Origin of the sequence: Mesorhizobium sp. M0808 (genome assembly GCF_040320025.1) — a bacterium.
GTDB lineage: Bacteria > Pseudomonadota > Alphaproteobacteria > Rhizobiales > Rhizobiaceae > Mesorhizobium.
The window spans coordinates 43590-60184 of sequence record NZ_JAMYOX010000026.1 but is presented as its reverse complement, the minus strand read 5'-3'; the positions used below and the strand labels follow the sequence as shown (position 1 = coordinate 60184).

12 protein-coding genes are annotated in these 16595 nt (G+C 63.6%); 8 read left to right on the top strand and 4 right to left on the bottom strand.

Going from position 1 to position 16595, the window contains the following annotated elements; all coding sequences use genetic code 11:
- The first annotated feature begins 220 nt into the window (after positions 1-220).
- The 4 genes from NKI25_RS24745 (at position 221) to NKI25_RS24730 (ending at position 3361) form a co-directional block, all read left to right on the top strand.
- Complete coding sequence (locus tag NKI25_RS24745) at positions 221-820, top strand: OsmC family protein (RefSeq protein WP_023674002.1); 600 nt, start codon at positions 221-223, stop codon at positions 818-820.
- A 46-nt stretch (positions 821-866) separates the two neighbouring features.
- On the top strand, positions 867-2153 hold the full coding sequence (locus NKI25_RS24740; RefSeq protein WP_352621157.1) for an NAD(P)-binding domain-containing protein: 1287 nt from the start codon (positions 867-869) through the stop codon (positions 2151-2153).
- 123 nt (positions 2154-2276) lie between these two features.
- The gene (locus NKI25_RS24735; protein ID WP_198023510.1) at positions 2277-2534 is read left to right on the top strand and encodes a YjiS-like domain-containing protein; all 258 of its coding nucleotides are present in this window, start codon (positions 2277-2279) and stop codon (positions 2532-2534) included.
- On the top strand, positions 2531-3361 hold the full coding sequence (locus NKI25_RS24730; protein WP_352999648.1) for an alpha/beta fold hydrolase: 831 nt from the start codon (positions 2531-2533) through the stop codon (positions 3359-3361). The genes NKI25_RS24735 and NKI25_RS24730 overlap by 4 nt, the downstream gene beginning before the upstream one ends.
- Positions 3362-3424: 63 nt before the next feature.
- Here NKI25_RS24730 and NKI25_RS24725 read toward each other — a convergent pair whose 3' ends face one another.
- The 4 genes from NKI25_RS24725 to NKI25_RS24710 form a co-directional block, all read right to left on the bottom strand.
- Complete coding sequence (locus NKI25_RS24725) at positions 3425-8143, bottom strand: alpha/beta fold hydrolase (protein WP_352621161.1); 4719 nt, start codon at positions 8141-8143, stop codon at positions 3425-3427.
- A gap of 235 nt (positions 8144-8378) precedes the next feature.
- The gene (cysK, locus tag NKI25_RS24720; RefSeq protein WP_352621163.1) at positions 8379-9872 is read right to left on the bottom strand and encodes a cysteine synthase A; all 1494 of its coding nucleotides are present in this window, start codon (positions 9870-9872) and stop codon (positions 8379-8381) included.
- A gap of 121 nt (positions 9873-9993) precedes the next feature.
- Positions 9994-11172 carry an MFS transporter gene (locus NKI25_RS24715; protein WP_352782041.1) on the bottom strand — a complete coding sequence of 393 codons (1179 nt, stop codon included), beginning with the start codon at positions 11170-11172 and terminating at the stop codon, positions 9994-9996.
- 393 nt (positions 11173-11565) lie between these two features.
- Positions 11566-12903, bottom strand: coding sequence for an aminotransferase-like domain-containing protein (locus NKI25_RS24710; RefSeq protein WP_352590167.1), 1338 nt, complete (start codon positions 12901-12903; stop codon positions 11566-11568).
- Positions 12904-13012: 109 nt separating this feature from the next.
- Between NKI25_RS24710 and NKI25_RS24705 the strand changes: the two genes are divergently transcribed.
- The 4 genes from NKI25_RS24705 to NKI25_RS24690 all read left to right on the top strand — a co-directional run bounded on the left by NKI25_RS24705 (position 13013) and on the right by NKI25_RS24690 (position 16579).
- Positions 13013-13987 (top strand): substrate-binding domain-containing protein, encoded by a 975-nt coding sequence (locus tag NKI25_RS24705; protein ID WP_352704689.1) that lies wholly within the window; start codon positions 13013-13015, stop codon positions 13985-13987.
- A gap of 72 nt (positions 13988-14059) precedes the next feature.
- Positions 14060-14890, top strand: coding sequence for an ABC transporter substrate-binding protein (locus tag NKI25_RS24700; RefSeq protein ID WP_502897429.1), 831 nt, complete (start codon positions 14060-14062; stop codon positions 14888-14890).
- Between the two features lie 8 nt (positions 14891-14898).
- Positions 14899-15819 carry an amino acid ABC transporter permease gene (locus NKI25_RS24695; RefSeq protein ID WP_352455187.1) on the top strand — a complete coding sequence of 307 codons (921 nt, stop codon included), beginning with the start codon at positions 14899-14901 and terminating at the stop codon, positions 15817-15819.
- Entirely contained in the window at positions 15806-16579 is a 774-nt protein-coding gene (locus NKI25_RS24690; RefSeq protein ID WP_352704693.1) for an amino acid ABC transporter ATP-binding protein, read from the top strand. The genes NKI25_RS24695 and NKI25_RS24690 overlap by 14 nt, the downstream gene beginning before the upstream one ends.
- Positions 16580-16595: the final 16 nt, after the last annotated feature.

Sequence of the window (16595 nt, the reverse complement as noted above, 5' to 3'; positions counted from 1 at the left end):
TCTCGGCGCTTACGGGAGATCGCACCGCGCGAGGAAGCAAAGCGTTTGAAGGCCCGCCGTTTCGCTGATTGCGGATCTGGCGCTGTTCACGACTGGTTGACGCAAAAAAACCTCTCGTTTTCCCACTGTTGTTCCCACTGCACGTCAAACGCTGCCGGCCGAGGTTTAGCCGTCCGGGGCGATCCCGGTCGCGCAACATCCGAACCCAGGAGTGAATGACATGCAGGACGATACAATGGTCATGGAAAAGGCTTCCGTTAAGAAGGCGTCGCGGGAGCCGAGGAACGGCGTCAATACGCCCACCCTTCTGGCCACCATCAATGCCGTCGCGGGCCAGCCGGAGCTTGCCAAGTTCCAGTTCCGGGCCAAGAGCCGCTGGATCACCGGCACGCACAGCCGCAGCACGATGGCCAACTTCTTCGGCGCTGGCGCCGAGCAGCCGCATGTGACGGCATACCAGGCCGACAGCGATCATCCGGCGGTCCTGTGCGGCGAAGACAACGGCCCGACGCCGGTCGAATACCTACTCCACGCGCTTGCTTCCTGCCTCACCGCCGGCATCGCGAACATCGCGGCCGCGCGCGGCGTGACGCTGCATGAGGTGGAATCGACCGTCGAAGGCGACATCGACCTTCGCGGCATCCTCGGCATCTCCAACGAAGTCCGCAACGGCTACCAGGGCATCCGTATCTCCTTCAAGATCAAGGGCGATGCTTCGGCTGAGAAGCTCGAGGAAATCGTAATGCAGTCGCGCGCCCGTTCCGCGGTGTTCGACGTGCTGACCAACGGCGTGCCGGTCTCGGTTGCCGTGAAGGGCTGATCTCCAGTTCGGAAGAGCAATATCGCCGGCCTCGTCCCGTAAAAGGATGGCGCCGGCGATCTCGTACCCCTGCTTACAAGGCGCGAATTCCATGCGACGCACAGACGTGGCCGTTATCGGCGCCGGACAGGCGGGTTTAGCCATGAGCCGGTGCCTGTCCGAGCGCGGGGTCTACCACGTCGTGCTGGAGCGCGGCCGCATCGCGGAGCGCTGGCGCAGCGAACGGTGGGATTCGCTGCGCCTGCTGACGCCCAACTGGATGACACGCCTGCCCGGCGGCGGTTATCGCGGAGCCAATCCCGACGGCTTCATGACAATGGCCGAGACGGTGGGGTTCCTAGAGGATTACGCGTGCTCGATCACCGCACCGGTGGAGGACGGTGTGGAGGTGCTTTCGACCGAAAGGGTCGACGGAGGCTTCCGGCTGCTGACCGATCGCGGCCAATGGAGCGTGCGTGCGGTCGTGGTCGCGACCGGATACAGCGACCGGCCACGCATTCCGCCACTAGCAAAGCAGATCTCCTCCCGGATCAGGCAGGTCGTGCCGCGGGACTATCGCAATCCTCAGCACCTGCCCCAGGGTGGCGTTCTCGTGGCCGGGGCCTCGGCGACCGGCATACAACTTGCGGAGGAGATCAATCGCTCCGGACGCCCGGTGACCCTGTCGGTCGGCAGTCATACACGCCTACCGAGGCTTTACCGCGGGCACGACATCCTGTGGTGGCTCGACCGGCTGGGAATGCTTGCCAAGCCTGTCGCTGAAGTTCCGGATCTCACCGCGGCACGGCGGCAGCCCTCCCTGCAGCTGATAGGCACACCCGAGCGCAGGACGCTCGACCTTGCCGGTCTTCGGGAGCAAGGCATTCGTCTTGTCGGTCGAGCGGCTGCCGCCTGCGATACACGCATTCGGTTCAACGGCGATCTCGCCGAAACGACCATGGCGGCGGAACGCAGGCTGAGGCGCGTGCTGGCCAATATAGACCGCGCGGCCGCCGGCGATGGCCTCTACTCGATCGATCCCGGTTCCATTCCGAGCCTGATCCTGAGCGCCGAGGCGACCGAAATCGACCTCATCGACCAGGGTATCCAGACGATCATATGGGCTACCGGCTATCGCCGGGAATACCCATGGCTGAAGCTGGATGTGTTCGACGCCCGGGGCGAAATCCTGAACGATGGCGGCGTCTGCGCGTATCCGGGACTCTACGTGCTCGGCCTCAATTTCATGCGCCATCGAAGCTCCAGCTTCCTCGACGGCGTCGGCCGCGATGCGGAGGCGCTGGCGGCTCACCTGGCAATGTTTCTCGACGTCTCCCGCCGAGCAGCGGCCTGACCGCCGAATACAACGCTAGCGCGGCAAAAATCGACGTTGCCTTCAACGATGAAGCTCACGGCGGACAACGACAAGGGCTCACTGGCGCCGTAGTCAGCGCCCGCAACCATGGAGAAAATCAAAATGAGTGAAATGGTGAACCCATCCCTGTGCCTCACCAGAACGCGAGGTTTGCGCTGGGCTGGCGGAACAATGTTGGCCGCAGTCTGGCGTTTCATTCGTATCCAACGGGACCGTAGACAGCTTTATGAGTTGCCGGACTACATCTTGCGCGACATCGGCATCACCCGCTTCGAGATCAACTGGATCACTTCGTTTGCCGGGCGTGATCCCAGCCGCCGCACGCGTTTTTTGAGGGCGGAGGAGGGCGGGGCTCGATGATTGCCGCATCGACGTCCCACGTCTCGCATAGGGTGTGCCAGGCACCGCTTGTCATCGCCCTGCACTGCTCAGGCGGCAGCGGACGGCAATGGCGCAGCCTGGCGGAGCGGCTCGATGACAGCTACCGGCTCATCGCACCCGATCTGATCGGGGCGCCGGGCGGCGGCACCTGGACTGGTGCCGGCGCTTTCCATCTGACCGACGAAGCCGCCGGTATCCTGGAGATGATCGACCACCATGACGGGCCTGTGCATCTTGTTGGCCATTCCTATGGTGGTGGATTGGCCCTGCATATAGCAGCGGTGCGTCCAGACCGGCTGGCCAGCCTCTCCCTTTATGAGCCGTCTGCCTTTCACCTGCTGCGCGAGCTGGACTGTGAAGGCCACGAGGCGCTCGGCGAAGTCTTGGCGATCGCAGGCACCGTCCATGACGGCCTGATCAACGGCAGTTACCTGACCGCGACAGCTCATTTCATCGACTACTGGGGTGGGGCCGGCATCTTCGCCGCGATGAAGCCGGAACTTCAGGCTGCACTCGTGCGGTTTCTGCCGAAGGCCAGCCTGGACTTCCACGCATTGATCCATGAATCGACGCCAGCAAGCGAATATGCCCGATTTGGCTTTCCGCTCTTGGTATTGCGCGGCGAATTTGCACCAGTTCCGACGCGGCTCATCGCCCGCGAACTCGTTTCCCGCGTTCCGGCCGCAATCGGGGCGATTGTTCCTGGCGCCGGACATATGGGACCGCTGACCCACGCAGACGTGGTGGCGGATCGTTTGGTCCGGCAGATATCGTTCCATGACACCGCGGGGTCGCGAGCTGCGTGACCGCGGCTTGCTTGCCCTACAGGCAGCGCAAACCTTCGAAGCAGATCCCTGGATGCGGAGGGATCAAGCCGTAACCGCCATGGGAACGCGATCGGGCAGGACACTTCCGGTCGGCTCCTCCATGCCGGAGAAATCCTCCCGCATCTGCATTTCTGTGTAGAGCTTGGCCGCTTGCGCGAGAGTTGCATCCGCGCCAGCAATCTTGCCGCGCCGCTTCGCGAGCCCGAGAGCTAGCAAGGAGCGGGCAAGCTCCGGCCGCAATTCAACCCGCCTGGCAAGATTGCAGGCCTGTTCGAGCCAGCCAATGGCCGATCTGGAAGGCTTCAGCTCGGCAAGGCCGCGCAGTACGATGATCTCGCTCCACGGATCGCCGCGTCCCCGCGCAAGCTCGAGCGCATGGCCGAGATTGGCCGCAGCTTCCGGCTCACAGAGGCGCGCACGCACGCATGCGAGCACCGCGCGCGCGTGACATTCGAACTGGGCAAGATCGAGCCGCTCAGCCTCGGTCACCGCCATTTCCAAGGTGGCGCCCGCGTCGTGGTTGCGGCCGAGCAGGAATTCCGCATGCCCGAGCACGGTCAACAGCCATGGCCGGAGTAGGATAGATGCGCTGGTAGCGGCTTCGGAGGACCACAATTGCAGCGCCTCGACAAGCGCCGGCTCGGGGCCGCGCAGGACGCCCACCACACCGGTGAAATAGGCGGCCGCGCAGCTATCGATCGGGCGCGCCACTTCGGCGGCGACCTTCTGCAGTTCGGCAAGCGAACGTTCCGCATCATCGAACCGGCCAAGGCGTGCTTCCGCCTGCGCGCGGTGCCCCAGGTACCAAACCGCACGCGCACCGAGCTGTCCGAAACGCTCCAGACGCCAAGCTTTGGTGAACCTCTCCTCATGCGGAACAAGCCGCTCCAGCACCTGCCGCGCCTCGCTGCGGATCAGAAGCGCCTGTGAGGCGGCCAGGTCCGACTCGCTTATGCAGCGCTGCACGCCATTTGCCGTCGCGCCGCGCTTGAGTGTGTCGGCCGGTTCCAGCGCCTCCTCGTAGCGGCCGTGGGAGCTGTTGAGATAGCTCAAGTGGAGCAACACGTCGGAGATGAGTTGCGGATCGCCCAGTTCCATGGCCAGTTCGCGCGCTTCCAATAGCTGCGGCAGCGCCTTCCGATAGGCACCCAGGGCGCCGTAGGCGGGCCGCATCCGCACCCGCAGGTTGATCGCCTGGGCGAGGGTTTTCGGATTTCGGGGCAGCGCGGCGACTGCTTTGCGGGCGTTTTCGAGGAACTGGACCGCGGCGGAATAGGCCGAGCGTTCCTCGGCCCGGCCCGCCGCTTGCAGCAGATAATCCGCGGCCGGTTCCCAAGCCTCGGCACGAAGCGCGTGTTCGGCCAGTTCCTCGATGTGGTGGTTCAGCGATCCGGCATAGAGTCTGTCCATCGCAACCAATGCAGCCCGATGCAGCCTTTTTCGGTCCTCCGCCAGGAGAGATTCGTAGGTCACCTTGAGCGTCAACGCGTGCTTGAACGTATACTCCACGTGAGGATAGCTCTGGACCTCGAACAGGAATTCCAAACTCTGCAGTTTGGCCAGGCATACCCCCAGCTCCGCCTCCGAGAGCGGCGAGAGCGCCCTCAGCAGGGGATACGGAACATTCTTGCCGATAACCGAAGCGAGTTGGAGTGCCTGCCTTTCCGAGTCACCCAGCTGCTGGATACGTGCGGCGATGAGCGATTGAACTGTCGACGGGATGGTGATGGAATCCACTGGCCTCTTGAGCTCGTAGCGGCCGGACTGGCCGGCAAGTGCACCGTCCGCAACCAATCCGCGCACCATTTCTTCCAGGAATAGCGGCGTGCCCTCGGCCCGCTCGGCAAGCGATTGCCGCAGTTCCCCCAAGCTGGGATCGGATCCCAGCAATTCGGTGAGGAACTGCTCCATTTCGTCCCGCGCGAACCGCTCCAACCTTATCTGCTGGAAATAGCCGCGGCGGTTCCATTCGTGTCGGTACTGCGGCCTGTAGGTGGCGAGCAGCATGATACGGTTGGCGCCCATGACCTCGACCAGCCTGTTCATTACGGCCTCGCTCTCGGCATCGATCCAGTGCAGATCCTCGATAAGCACGGCTACGGGCGAGGCCCGGCTCAAGGCAACGAGAAATGCGCTCATCGCCTCGGATACCCGTGAGGTCCGCTCCCGCGCATCGAGATGCCACCAGGAAGAATCGTCGACCGGCAGGTCCGCGAGGAAGGAAAGCGGCGCCGTATGACTTGGATCCAGGTCCAGTTCAGCCCGTTTGAATGCAAACAGGCGCTGGGCTTCCGCCAAGCCGTCTTCGCCACGAATGCCACAAGCCGAGAGCAGCAGCTTCTTTACAGCACCCAGAGTAACTGATGAATCAAACTCCAGACCGCCACATTCAAGCACAGTAAAACCGGCCACCTCGTCGAGGGAGAGAAATTCATGGGCAAGCCTCGACTTGCCCATGCCGGCGTCGGCGACGATCCCGGCGACCTGGCCGTGGCCCTCCCTGACCCGGCGCCAGATTGCAAGAAGGATTTTCAGCTCGAGCTCGCGCGCCACCAGTCCGGTGAGGCCGCGATTGGCCCTCAGGTGCCAGCGCGACAAAGCGTGATTTTCGCCCAACAGCTCGTAAATGCGTTCCTCGTGGCCAAGTTGCGGATGCTCCGAATGCGCTAAGCGGTGCATCTGCACATAGCCCCCGGCGGCTGCGCGCGCCCGGCCTGTCGCGGCGATCGTCGCACGGTGCAAGGCACGCATCAGCCGGTTGGCCGCACGCGGCGCGGCTCCGGCCAGTTCAACCTTGCTGGCTTTGGTCGTCCATTGCTGCCGCACGATCACCTCGCCGGTGTCTATTCCGGCCCTCAACTGGATCCCGCCCTGGGAAAGCTCCTCCACTGCCAGCTTGGCCGCAAGCGCGGCGCGGCATGCAAGATAAGCGTGATCCTCGGTGGCGCGAGCGAGGCCGAATGCTGCGGTGATTGTCCCGTCAGCAGCCGACGTGACGACGCCGCCATGGCTCTCCACGACGTCTATCACCCGATCCTCGACGGGCTGGAATTCGCGGATCGCCACTTCCGGATCCTCCGTTTCGAGGAGATGCATGGGACTGACCACTTCCGCGGCCAGCACTGTTATGTATTGCCGAGAGCGGTTGATTCCCAAGGACGCCGGAGGGCCTGCCAGTTGCTGCGTCTGTTCGGGGTCGGCAAGGAAACGACGCGTTTCGTCGACGAAGGTCGCGAATGCCGGTTCGTGGCCAAGCAGCACGTGGTTGACGCTGTCTAGCGCAACGAAACGCGCGCCGGGGATTTTCCCAGCCATCGCCTGGCCATGATCGAACGGAATGACCGCGTCTCCCGTAGCATGCATCACCAGGGTCGGGACGCGGACCCGCGGTAACAGCTCGTCAACGTCAATGACGGCGCCTTCCTCGAAGATGCGATGGGCAATCTCCGGCGAGACGGTATTGCGTTGCAACTCGTTATACCAATTCCTCTGTTCCGGCGTTGCTTCCGGAATGAAGAGGGAGGTGAACATTTGCCGGAACACCGGGTCGTCTTGGCCCCAGCCTTCCTGAATCAGCGCTCCCATCGCTTCGCGGCGCGCTATTTCGCGCTGATTGCCCCGTTTGCGCCAACCTTTGGTGAATCCGCCATACAGCACCATCCCCGCCACACGCTCTGGATGCCGGACGGCATAGGCTATCGAAACGGCGCACCCCTGGGAAATGCCAAGCAGGGAAACGCGGCGCAGACCAGCGGCATCGATGATGCTCTCCAGGTCGGCAACCATGGCCTCGAAGGACAGGTCGGCGGGATACCGGTCCGACAGGCCGTTGCCGCGCTGGTCGTAACGTATCAGCTGGTAGTGCGCGGAGAGGCCCTCGATCCAATGCTTCCACACCGGACTGTCCCATTCGAGCTCGAGATGGGACATCCAGTGGGCGGCCCTTACCAAAGGGGGGCCTTGACCACTCAAGGAATAGGCCAAGCGCGCGCCGTCGGGCGTCGTGCACCGGCGAATCTCCTGCGCAAGGATTCGCTCCGGCGGAGAGGCAAGCTGTATCTCCGACGCAGGCAAAACACGCGTCGGAGGGACGTTCTCATCGGCGGGAGCGACCCCGATGTCGCTACTCGAAGCGCGGCTCTGGACCATGGCGGATTGCCGTGCTGCCTCGCTCAGCCGGCGGATGTCCGCTCGAAGAGCCTCGTCCCCAGGCTCCAACCCGTCCAGGACATGCGCGTACGGAAGTGCCCGCGCCGGCTCAAGCCGGTCGACGAGCACCCGAAGGATGCGCAGATGCGTCACGTGCAGTTCGTCGGCGGTCGCAATGCGCCAGGCTTCGAATTCCGGACAGCGCGGCAGTGAAAGATCATCCAGGAAACGGCCGCGGAACGCTCCGGCGAGGGCCTCCAGTTTCTCCGGTCCGAGAGCCTCTATGTCACGACCGCCGAGGCCCCGGAGCGGCGCGATGTCCAGCACGACTTCGCTGGTGTTCAGGCGAACTGCGTTGCGGTCGGCTTGCAGGATCTCGCCGTTCCCGAGGTCGACGACCTGTCGGATCTTCGAGAGACTCCAGCGCAGGGCGCCGCGAGGATCGTCCGGTACCTCCCAGAACATCTCGCAAAGGCGCTCGCGCCGCTGCGGGCGCTCTACGAGCGCAAGATAGGCCAGTAGCGCCCGCGTCTTTTTCGAAGGCGGCAAGGAAACGACCTCGCCAAGGCGAAGGACGGTCAGACCTCCGAGAACGCGAATTTCGAGCGACACTTTGCCAATCCCAGTCGCTGCTAAATTAGCCATGGATTGTATCAAGTCCGTGCCGTTGCCGAAAGCGTTCGTTTCCGGAAGCGTGAGGTTTCCGCCTGCGCTCTGATTTGCCTTCCCTTCGTGGGAAGGCCGACACGGACAAGTCCACATGAATGCCGAGCCGGAACGGGATCACGCCCGTTCCGGCTCGCTTTGATGGTGGCGACCGCACTCTGAAAGGCCCGGAGGCGGGGTCTCACGCTGCCGCGCGCACCCATCGGGGCAGCAGGCTCTCGGGATTTGCGCATGCGCCGGGCGTGTAGTTTGCGCCAACGAACTCCAGCCGGGCGGCGAGCGTGCCGTCCCGCCAGGCCGCAAGCGTCTCCATGCAGCCACCGATATGCTTGCCGCCGACAAAGACCTGCGGAATTGTAGGCGAACCGATCCGGGCCCTCAGAGCCTTGCGGATTTCCCCGTCCCGGCCGTTCTTCTGGAATTCCGGAGCATCGATGTCGATGGACCTGTAGACGATTCCGGCACGGTCGAAGAGCTTTCTTACCGTCCAGCAGAATTCGCACCATGTCAGGGCGAATATGACCACCGGATGCTCCGCATCATAGATCGCCTCATCGACAAACGCATGCGCCGACTGATCGATTTGGATTTCGTTCACGGGCGCCGATGAAAGGGCGAAGGACGGCGGCCGGTCGAAGCGGTAGCCGGGTGTGGAGCGAGAGATCGCCTCTTCGGCCGGCGACATTTCCTCGCTGATGTGATCGAACAGGATCGTGCTGAGATACCGCTCGCCCGTGTCAGGCAACATACAGAGCACGTTGCGGTCCGGTCCGACGCGTCGAGCGATTTCCAGTGCGCCGCTCAAGGTAGCCCCGCCGGAGATCCCCGCCAGTATTCCTTCTTCCGTCGCAAGCCGGCGCGCAGCTTCCAAAGCGCTGGCGCCTGAAACCGGCAAGATTTCGTCCACAAGATCGTCAGCCATCGCGTTGCCGACGATCTGCGGAATGAAATCAGGGCTCCAGCCCTGCATCGGGTGTGGCCGGAAGCGAGTGTGCGCCCGAGTGGGCAGTCCGTGTTCGTCGAAAGTTTGGGGAATGCCACTCGACAGCAGCGCCGAATTGTCGGGCTCGCAGACGATGATCCGCGTTTGCGGGCGCTCGCGCTTGAGTACTCGCGCCACACCGGCCAGCGTTCCGCCGGTCCCGGTGCCGGTGACCCAGTAATCGAGTGGACGGTCCTGGAACGCCGCGAGGATTTCGAGCGCTGTCGTGCGGGCATGGACATCGGCGTTGACGGGCGTCTCGAATTGCCGGCAGAGGAACCAGCCGTGCGCTCCGGCCAGCTCGACCGCCTTGGCGAGCATGCCGCTGCCGCGCTCGACGGCAGGGGTCAACACGACCTTGGCACCGAAGAAACGCATCAGCTTGCGGCGTTCGAGGCTGGCGTTCTCCGGCATGACGATGACGAGAGGATAGCCTTTCCGCGCGCAAACCATGGCAAGTCCGATGCCCGTGTTGCCGCTCGTCGCCTCGATCACCGTCTGGCCGGGCCGAAGTGCACCCGAACTCTCCGCTTCTTCGATGATCGCGGCGGCAAGACGGTCCTTGACCGAGCCGCCAGGATTGAACGCCTCGATCTTGGCATAGAGCGAAGCGGCACCATTGTTGATGCGGGAAAGGCGGACGACCGGCGTGTCGCCGATCGTGTCGAGAATGCTGTCGTAAATACTGCTCATCTCAGCTGTCCTTGCCTGGTGATGACGGTGCTCCGCCCTCTTCGATCTCTAAGGTTGGCAGGAAGGCCGTGGTTTGCAGCGTTCGAACCAACGTGGAATTAAATGGATTTCGACGTTTGAATCAGCGGCTCATCGCAGGACCGGCAAGGCGGCGCATAATGGGACCTGCGCTCTTGCGCCGGATGATGCCGCCAAATACGCCCAGAACCACGAGATTGGCCGCGCCTGCGACAGATGCCACCAGGAAAGCGCGCCCATAGCTGCCAAAGCTGTCATAGACGAAACCGCCGAAATAGCCGGCCACGCCCATGCCCAGCCAGGCGACCAGCATGACGATGCCGAGTGACTGGCCAAAGCGTTCGGCTGGCGCAAACTGGCGCACGCAAAGGATCAGGCACGTCATGTTTCCGGCGAAGCCGAAGCCGAAAACCGCCGACAGCGCCAGCAGGCTCAGCTGCTGGTCCAGCGCGGGAAAAATCGCAACGCATGCCGTCTGAATAAACGACGCCAGGGCATAGGCGGCAAGATTGCTTGTCCGGTCGGCGAGGAGCCCGAACGCGATCCGCCCGACGGCGCCGAACAGCATGGCGGTCAGCAGGCTGAGCGATCCGACATCCGAAGACCCGCACACAGCCGTGACGAAGCTCGTGAGGTGCATCAGCGGGACGCCCATGCAGGCGCAGCAAAGGAAGGCTGCAGCTGATAGCAGCGCCACCGGAGAAAGCCGGCCACTTTGGAACCCTGGCTTTGCTGAAAAACGCACCGGCGCGGGAAGGACCTCACCGACGGGCGGCGCCTGAACCGCCGGCATGAAGATCGCCAGCGCAGCCATCGTCGCCACAGCCATGATCGCGTATGCGAGGCGCCAGCCGACGCCGTCGATCAAGGCATTTGCAGCGTAGGGCATTATGCCCTGGCCCAGGGCTCCGCCTGCTGTGACGATCCCTATCGCCAGGCCGCGGCGGCGGTCGAACCAGAGTCCGGTCACTGCAAGTACCGGCGCGTACAGACAGGCAAAGCCTAGCCCGCCCAAAGCGAAGTTGGCCGCATAGATCTGCCAGAGCGAAGTGGCGGAGGAAAGCGCGGCGAGCGCGATCACCATGCCAGCTGAGCCGATGAATAGCAGGCTTTTGACATTCAGGCGGTCCGACAGCCGGCCCCAGAACAGCCCGCCCAACGCCATGCCGACGCTTGATAGCGTGTAGGCAAGGCTGATGTCGGCTCGCGACCAGCCAAACTCCGCCTCAAGCGGTCTGATGAAGACGGATGTCAGCGCCAGGCTGCCAAATCCGAACGCCATGGCGGTCGTGGCGCCGGCCGCAGCCAACAGGCCGCGTAGCCGTATTGCGCCGTCCCGAACCTCCCTGCCTCCAGTTGGTGGTGATTGACGATTCGACATGTTTCTGCCCTCGAAGGACCTCTTCGAAACTGTCATCGGCCAGCGGTATGGAAGCAGGCGTGTGCGTCAGCGTGGAAAGCTCCAACGCGGGCCGTGGAAACGCCCCGCCTAAGCTTGCAGCCTCCTCTCGGTGAACGGCGGATCAGGGAGATCTTATGATCATCGCCAGCGCCACCATGACGGACTGGTTGACACCGAGCATGATCTCGGGACCGGCCAGCGGCAGTTGAACGCGAAAGAAGACAGGGTCTGTATATGGCCAGTCGCCAACTATCCGTCGGAGTAGCTGACCCTTTAGCTAACCTCCCGCGCCGGATCGGCTGCCAGCGCCAGGGAATTTGCGACGTGCTCGAGGTGCTCCTCGTCCAGAATGCTGGTCGCGACGCGGACAGCGTTCGTTTTTCCCGTCGAAAACTTCGCTCCGGCATGGACCGCGATGCCGTGGGCGGCCAGCGTGACCATCGCGTAAGGTTCCGAAGCAACCGGAATGAGGACGCTGAGACCGTGTCCGGCGTCGATATCGACATTGCGTTTGGCCAGTTCGCCGGCGAGCCGTTCGCGACGGCCGCGGTATACCTCCTTCGCCTGCTCCACCAGGGCGGCCGTGGCCGCGTCTTGCAGCAGCCAGGCGGTGGCTGCCTGCAGGATGCGGCTGGTCCATCCCGAGCTGAAGCTGCGGTAGGACTGGATCTGCTCGACGATCGTCGCCGATCCGGACAGCACGGCGAGCCGCAGATCCGGGCCGTGGGTCTTGGAATAGGACAGGATATGGACGACGCGATCGGGAAAACGCCGGCCAAGCGAAATACGCGGCGCCGAGGCAATATCGCCGACGCCGTCATCTTCGACAATCAGCACGTCGGTGCCGGCGAGCAGGTCGCCGATGACTTCCAGCCGCGCCGACGACATGCAGGCGCCGGTAACCGAATGGACGCGCGGCTGGAACAGGAACGCGACGGGCCGCTGCCGCAGAGCGTTGGCAAGTGCATCCGGCAAGGGACCGTCGCTGTCGCAGTCTACCGGGATGATCGGCACATCGAGATCCTCGAGGATGTCGAGCAGGCGAAGCGCCGTCGGGTTCTCGATGGCCACCGGCGCCCCCGGCGGGACCAGCGCATGCAGCAAGGTGTAGATGGCGTTGTAACCGCCATTGGTGGCCAGGAACGCGCCGGGATCGTACGGCCATGACGGGCGCACTGCGGCCTCCAGCTCGGGCAGGATGCGCACCCGCTCGTAGCTGTTGAGCTTTTCGGCGCGCGCACCATGCGCCAGCGCGATGTCGAGCGGCGGCAAGAGCCTCACATCGGGCTCCGCGATCGCCAGGTTCAGAACATCCTGTCCGTAATTGCCGCCGCTCATGTGGCGCTCGGGCCGGGCGGCAAAGCGGTTGCCCATGATCCAGGTGCCGTTGCGTCCGCGGCCGCCGATGATCTTGTAGCGCCGCAACTCGCTCCACGCCTGCGAGACCGTCGCCGGGCTGACGCCAAGCACATAGGCCAGATCGCGCACCGGCGGAAGCTTTGCGCCGACAGGCAGCGCGCCGCTTCTGATCAGCGCACTGGTCTCGCGCGCGATGCCGCGCATCGTGCGGTCGCCAAGGCGATCAGCGAACCATCCTGCATCGAAATCCATCGGCACCCGCGACCATTAAAGCAAATGTTCAATAACATAATAACATTTGATCGGCCAAAAATAAACATTTACCAATCGCCGGTCAAACATAGCGTTGAAGTTCATGCCGATGCCCGTTTCCATCACTGTAGCCACCCGCGATTGGGACTATCTCACCCCTTTGGTGCTGGGTGACGTCACTTCGAGCCGCTTGTCGGTGAAGGTTGATCGCGTCGCCACGCTCATTCCGGACCTCGGTACCGATCCGAACTACGATGCGGCGGAGGTCTCATTCAGCCGTTATGTGTCGGCGATGGCTTCGGGCGTCGATACGGTGGTTGGATTACCGTGCTTCATCATGCGCGGCTTTCGCCATCGCTGCATCATAACGGTCGAGACCAGCCCGCTGGAACGGCTTTCCGACCTTGCCGGCAAACGCATCGGCGTGACCGGCTGGCGCGATTCCGGTAACACATGGACGCGCGCGGCGCTTCGCCGGGAAGGCGTCGGCGTCGAGGATGCCTATTGGTTCGCCGGCAGGCTGACATCGGGGCACCCGATCGCCGACCGCCTCGACGGATTCGGCAGGCCGGGGCGCATCGAAGCAGCACCGGGCGAGCGCCCGATGATGGAGCTGCTGGCGCAAGGCGAGCTCGACGCCGTTTTCACGCCCTTCATGCCGGACGGCTTTTTCGGCCCGGCTTCCGGCTTCCGGCAAGTGCTGCGCGATTTTCGCGCGGCCGAACGCGCCTATTTCGCCGACGTCGGTTATGTCCCGGGCATGCATCTGGTCGCCGTCAAGGCCGCCCTAGTCAGGGAGCGCCCCTGGCTGCCGCAGGAACTCGCCAGGCTGATCAACGAAAGCCAGCGCGTCTGGACGGCAAAGCGCCGAAAATATGCCGATACCTCGCCCTGGATCCTCGAGGAGCTGCTTCATGCGGGGCGCGACCTGCCTGCCTCCTGGAACGCCAGCGGCCTGCCGGCCAACCGGCGCATGATCGAGGATTTCGTCACCGAGCTCCATGCCCAGGGCATTCTGGCGGAACCGATTTCCGCCGAAGCCTTGTTTCCTTTCGAGGCCAGATCGCGGGCCACCGCAGCCTGACAACGCACAACGAAGAACACGAAGGAGAATGCCATGAGGACAATCAGCTTCATATTCGCCTCGCTCGTCACCATGCTGGCGCAGGCCAGCTTTGCCCAGGATATCCAGAAGCAATCGGTGAACGAGCATTTGCGGGCCCGGCTGCCGGAAGAGATCCGCACGGCGGGAAAGATCACCGCCGTCAACAACGGCTCGTTCCCGCCCTATGAGATCGTCACCGGCACCGAACTGTCCGGGGCGACCAGGGATATTTCCGACGCCATCGGTCAGCTGCTCGGGGTCGAGATCAATCATGCCTCGGTCGCCGGCCTGCCGGCTTTGCTGAGCGGCATCAATGCCGGCCGTTATCAGTTCGCGATGGGGCCTGTCGGCGACTATCCCGACCGCCAGAAATCCAACGACTTCATCGATTGGGTGCGCGAATACGTCGTCTTCGCCGTCGAGAAGGGCAACCCGCAAGGCATCACCTCGCTCGACACCGCGTGCGGCAAGCGCATCGCCGTCATGTCGGGTGGCTCGGCCGAAAAGGTCATCAAGCAGCAGGCGCAGAAATGCACCGAGGGCGACAAGCCGGCCGTCGAGGTGCAATCCTTCACCGACCAGCCGAGCTCGATACTGGCCGTCCGGTCGAAACGCTCCGACGCATTCTTCTCCTCGCAGGCGCCGCTGACCTATTTCGTCGAGCAGGCGAAGGGCCAGCTGGAACTCGCCGGTGTCGGCCAGGCCAACGGCTTCAAGGACATCTATCAAGGCGCCGTCGTCAAGAAGGGCTCGCCGCTGGGCGGCGTGCTGCTCGACGCGTTCAAGATCCTGATGAAGAACGGCACCTACGCCGCGGTCATGAAGAAGTGGGGTCTCGAGAAGAACATGATCGATGCGCCAGGCATCAACCAGGGCCAGTAGAGGCTGCCATGACCGACGCCACCGCTGCCTACGCGGCCGGGCTGCCGCGACGTCCCGACGACGCGCTGCGCGACGTCAAACGAGCCCACCGGCCGTTTCCGCTCGTCCGGCTGGCGCTCTGGGCGTTCACCGTCGCCGTGGCAGCCGGCTTCGCCTATATCGTTGCAGTCAACCCGAATTTCGGCTGGCCGGTCGTCGCCCAGTATTTCTTCGATCCGACGGTCATGCAGGGGCTTTCCGTAACGCTCGGCCTGACGGTCGTGGCGATGATCCTGGGTATCGTGCTCGGCCTGCTGCTCGCCATCGCGCGCATGTCGAACGATAGGCTGGCATCCCTTCTCTCCGGCCTGTTCATCTGGTTCTTCCGGGGAACGCCGCTGCTGGTGCAATTGATCCTGTGGTACAACCTTTCGACGCTGTTTCCGCGCATTTCCATTGGCTTCGCCAGTTGGAACACCAACGACCTGATCACGCCTTTGACGGCCGCCGTTCTTGGTCTGGCGCTGAACGAGGCCGCCTACATGGCCGAGATCATCCGTGGCGGGCTGCTGTCGGTGGACAAGGGACAGGCCGAAACGGCTGAAGCCTTCGGCATGACCCGCGCGCGGGCCTTGCGGCGCATCATCATCCCGCAGGCGATGCGGTCGATCGTGCCGCCGACCGGCAATCAGCTGATCAGCATGATCAAGGCGACGTCGCTTGTCAGCGTCATCGCCATGGCCGACCTGCTCTACTCGGTGCAGTCGATCTACAACCGCACCTTCGAAATCATTCCGCTGCTGATGGTTGCAGTGCTGTGGTACCTGCTGATCACCTCGGTCCTCAATGTCGCGCAAGGCGCGATCGAACGCCACTACAGCCGCGGCGACCGCGGCGCGCGCGAGAAGACCGCGACCGCCACCCTGGAGGCCGCCAATGAGCGCGCATGACACGCCCCTGGTCCGGGCGCGCAACGTTCACAAGGCGTTCGGCCCGCTCGAGGTGCTGAAGGGCATTGATCTGGACGTCGCGCCTGGCGAGGTGGTGGTCATTCTCGGACCGTCCGGCTCCGGAAAGTCGACCTTCCTGCGATGCATCAATCATCTCGAGGCGATCGACCAGGGGTCGATCGAGGTGGACGGCGAGCAGATCGGTTACCGGTTGCACGACGGCCGCCTCGACAAGCTTTCCGACCGCGCGATCGCCGCGCAGCGGCGCAAGATCGGCATGGTGTTCCAGCAGTTCAATCTCTATCCGCACATGACGACGCTGCAGAACGTCATCGAGGCTCCGGTCGGCGTTCACCGGGAGAACCGCAAGGAGGCGATCGGCTACGGCCGCGAACTGCTGACCCGTGTCGGTCTTGCCGACAAGATCGACGCTTATCCGCGCCAGCTTTCAGGCGGCCAGCAGCAGCGCGTCGCCATCGCCCGTGCGCTCGCCATCCGCCCGAAATTGATGCTCTTCGACGAGCCGACGTCGGCGCTCGATCCGGAGCTGGTCGGCGAGGTGCTCGCCACCATGCGCGATCTCGCCAGGCAGGGCTTGACCATGATCGTGGTCACGCATGAGATCGGGTTCGCCCGCGAAGCGGCGGATCGGGTGGTGTTCATGGACGACGGTAATGTGATCGAGGCCGGGCCTCCGGACGAGGTTCTCGCTAAACCCAGGCACCCGCGCACGCGGGCTTTCTTAAGCCGTTTCATCTAAAAGCAAAACCGGCGCG